Consider the following 3,835-nt stretch of genomic DNA (forward strand, 5'->3'; position numbering starts at 1 on the left):
GCCCCACGGCGACCATTGGCGGCCCGGCCCCGTACCGCGTCCACTACGACTACGACACCGTCGGGCGCCGCACCGGCCAGACCCAGTACGGCACCGCCGCCGGCACCAAGGCGACGACGTACAAGTACCCGGTCGGCGCCACGCCGGCGACGACCACCCGCCCGCACACCATGACCGGCACCAGCACGACGGACGACACCGGCATCCACACCGCGTCCTACACCTACGACAACGCGGGCAACACGACCGGCCGTCCGGGCGACAACGGTCAGCAGACCCTGCAGTGGGACGCCGAAGGCAACCTGACGAGCGTCACCGACACCGCGGGCAGCACCACGTTCCTGTACGACGCGGCCGGCAACCGCCTGATCCGCAAGGACGTCACCGGCAAGACGTTGTACCTGCCGGACATGGAGGTGAAGTACAACACCCAGACGGCGGCCAAGACCTGCACACGCTACTTCTCCTTCGGCGGCGCGCTCGTCGGCCAGCGCACCGCGGGCGGGATCACCTGGCTGGCCAGCGATGGCCAGGGCACCGCCGACGTGTCCGTCAACGCCACCACGCAGGCCGCAACCGTCCGGCGCCAGCAACCCTTCGGCGAGCAGCGCGGCGCCTCCGTGACTTGGCCGAACGAGAAGGGCTTCGTCGGCGGGACAAACGATCCGACCGGTCTGGAGAAGGTCGGCGCGCGGTATTACGACGCCGTCATCGGCCGCTTCATCTCGGCCGACCCGGTCGTCGACAGCAGCGACCCGCAGCAGCTGCAGGGGTATGCGTACGCGGAGAACAGCCCGGTTACGCACAGCGACCCGACCGGTGAACGAACCGACGAACAGTACTACGGCAAGTCCGGCGCGGCGACGATGGAGCGCTACGTCGACCCGGCCGAGATGGAAAGGCTGAAGCAGCAGGAGCTCGACCGGCAGAAGCGCGCGAAGGAGGCCCAGCAGAAGGCCTACTGCAAGGCCCACCCGATCAAGTGCGGCTGGCAGAAGGCCAAGACGGCCACGGTGAACTGGGTCGACGAGCACAAGGCCGAGATCATCGGCAACATCGCCGGCTTCGCCGTCGGGCTCGGCTGTGGCGCGCTGATCGGCGTCACCGGCGTGGGGGCGGTCGCCTGTGGCGCCCTGGCCGGCGCGGTGACGAACATGGTCACGTACGCGATCCAGACGAAGGTCGAGCACAAGGGCAACTTCTCCTGGGGCGGCATGCTCAAGACCGGCGCCACCGGCGCCATCGTCGGCGGCGTGATGGGCGGTCTCGGAGCCGTCGCCGGGCCGGCCCTGAAAGCCGGCAAGGCCGCCCTGATGGGCGGCGGCGGGCTCAAGGCCGCCGCGTCCGCGGGCGGCAAGGCGGCGGCGGCCGAGTCGCGCGCCATCGCCCAGGGCGCCAAGAACATGTTCCGGAGAGCCGGATGCAGCTTCACCGCCGACACGAAGGTCCAGATGGCGGACGGCGGCCGGAAGGACATCAAGGACGTCAAGGTCGGTGACACGGTCCTGGCCACCGATCCGCGGAGCGGCAAGAGCGTCCCGCGGAAGGTGCTCGGTTCGTACCGCAATCGGGACAACGCGCTGACGGACCTCACGGTGCGCAATCCCGACGGGTCGGTCGCCACGGTCAGGACTTCCCAGAACCATCCCTTCTGGGACAGCGGCCGGCAGGTCTGGGTGAGCGCCGGCGACCTGCAGCCCGGTACCGCGCTCAACGCCGGAGGCGCCAACGCGCCGGAGATCGTCGACGTCGACAGCCGGGTGGGAGTCCGGTACATGTACGACCTCACGGTCGAGGACGTCCACACGTACTACGTGTTCGCCGGTGACCAGCCGGTTCTCGTCCACAACTGCCCGGTCGGCGGCGGCGGGGGCGGCGCGGCCGCGGAGGCCGCCGGCGGGGCGTCGGTCCGGCAGGACGTCATCGATGAGACCGTGAACCACGCGGAACAGTACGTGAACAGGACCTCGAAGAAGTTCTCCCCGAGCTTCATCGGCAAGGCCAGCATCACCATCGAGGACGCGATGGCAACCGGGCGTGCATTCCTCGGCGGGGCCGGCAAGGAGGTCGGGCCGGGCGTCTGGCAGGCCGGCAACCGAATATTCCGGGCCGACCGGGCTTCAGTTGCGGGCGAGGGGCACTGGCCGAATATTCCGCATGTTCATTTCGAGATACTCGACGATGTGGGCAACAAGCTCGCGAACAATCACGTGCCGCTCCTCAGATGACGAGGAGATCCTCCCCCCGGCGCCGATATGAGCAGGCGCCGGGGGGAGGATGCGTGCGTGGAACCCCAAACACTGCACTGGGCCGCGCGCCGGTATCTGACGGCGCGCTACCAGGAGCTTCGCACCGAGCATGGCCGGCTGCCCAACGGTGGCCGTGAGGCCGACGGGTACCACGCCACCACCGAAGCGAAGCGGATCTTTCCCCGCTACCGGGTCGTGGAGGCCATGCTCATGGAGGTGGAGCGGCTCGACCCGGACCGCCTTCCCGGCGCCGACGTCGTGGCCGATGCGTTGCTCACGGCGGCCGAGCTCGCAGAGTCCCCGTTCGTCGAGCCGCCCTACGACGAGGTCGAGGCCCGGGCCGCGGCCGACGAGCGGCGGCTGTTCGCGGACATGGTGCGGGACTGGGCGGAGCGGCCCGATCTCCGGGCCGACCCCTTGCCGTACCGGCGGGTGCTCACGCCGGAGGAGTCGTCGGGCTGGCGGGCGTCGCTGTCGCGGCGATGGGGCGTGCGGGACTTCTCGTGGCATCCGATGCTGGGTGGTGCGGTCCCGGGCGATGTGCTGATCCTGACGCCGGAGGCGCTGTCGGAAGGCGACGGTGTCGATCAGGTCCGCCGGGTGCTGCGGGAGATGGGCCGGGCGCGCGTCGCCGAGTTGCGGGAGGGGTACGGGCCCGACTATCTGATGGATGTCGAGCTGCTCGTCCCGCGGTACTCCTATGGGCTGGAGGGTTTCTGGCTCGACGAGCATCACGACTGGATCGCGTATGCGTCCCACGAGGAGACCGTGGCGTTCGGCGGCGTGCTCGCCGTCCGGCTCGCGGCGACGTGGCCCGAGGTCGACAGCTGGCGGTGGCCCGGATGGCCGACGCTCGGACATCAATGAATGTTCATTCGGCTATATGGATGCGTGTGATGTTTTTGGCATTGACAAACTACCATGCCACGGACGGTAGGCGGGATCGGGCAGTGTGGGGGGATTCGATCCGCGGAGCATCACGCGGCGTGCTGTCCGTGTCGGTAATGTTGCGCACTGTCAACGTTATCGTTCATTGACGCGGCTCACAGCCAACTCCTAGCCTTCCGTCGCACCAGTCGACTGGATCACGGGGGAGTGGCCGACGTGAAGCTCGTGCTGCCTGTTTCGCGTACGCAAAATTGGCCCGGCCTCCTGGCCGCGCTCCTCGGTCTGGTGGTCGCACTGCTGGTGGTGCCGCCGTTCGCGGGTCCCGCGTCGGCCGCGCCCAAGCCCGTCACCTGCCCGGCAACGGCGAACGACGCGGCGAGCGCGAAGCGGCAGGCGGCCGCGTGCAAGGGGCGGGTCGAGGTCCTGTCCGGGCGTACCGAGCGGGCCCAGGTCTTCGCCAACCCGAACGGAACGTTCACCTCCTCGGAGGCGATCGTGGTGCAGCGGGTCCGGACCGCGAGCGGTGGCTGGACCGCCCCCGATCCGACGTTGCGTAAGACGTCGTCGGGTGGGTACGCGCCGGCGGCGAGTTGGCTGGGTACTACGTTCTCGGGTGGTGGCAGCGGTCCGCTGGTGTCGCTGCGGCGCGGCTCGGGTGAGTTGTCCCTGTCGTGGCCGACGGCGCTGCCGGCGCCGAA

2 protein-coding genes and 1 pseudogene are annotated in these 3,835 nt (G+C 69.4%); all 3 read left to right on the forward strand.

Going from position 1 to position 3,835, the window contains the following annotated elements:
* Positions 1 to 2,228, forward strand: a 2,228-nt coding sequence (locus AB0B76_RS58775) for a polymorphic toxin-type HINT domain-containing protein (protein ID WP_360395122.1), incomplete at its 5' end; no start/stop codon positions are given.
* A 57-nt stretch (positions 2,229 to 2,285) separates the two neighbouring features.
* Positions 2,286 to 3,116 carry a hypothetical protein gene (locus AB0B76_RS58780; protein WP_360395124.1) on the forward strand — a complete coding sequence of 277 codons (831 nt, stop codon included), beginning with the start codon at positions 2,286 to 2,288 and terminating at the stop codon, positions 3,114 to 3,116.
* 237 nt (positions 3,117 to 3,353) lie between these two features.
* Positions 3,354 to 3,835: pseudogene (locus AB0B76_RS58785) on the forward strand (hypothetical protein); the annotation flags it as partial.

The organism is Dactylosporangium sp. NPDC049140 (genome assembly GCF_040648435.1).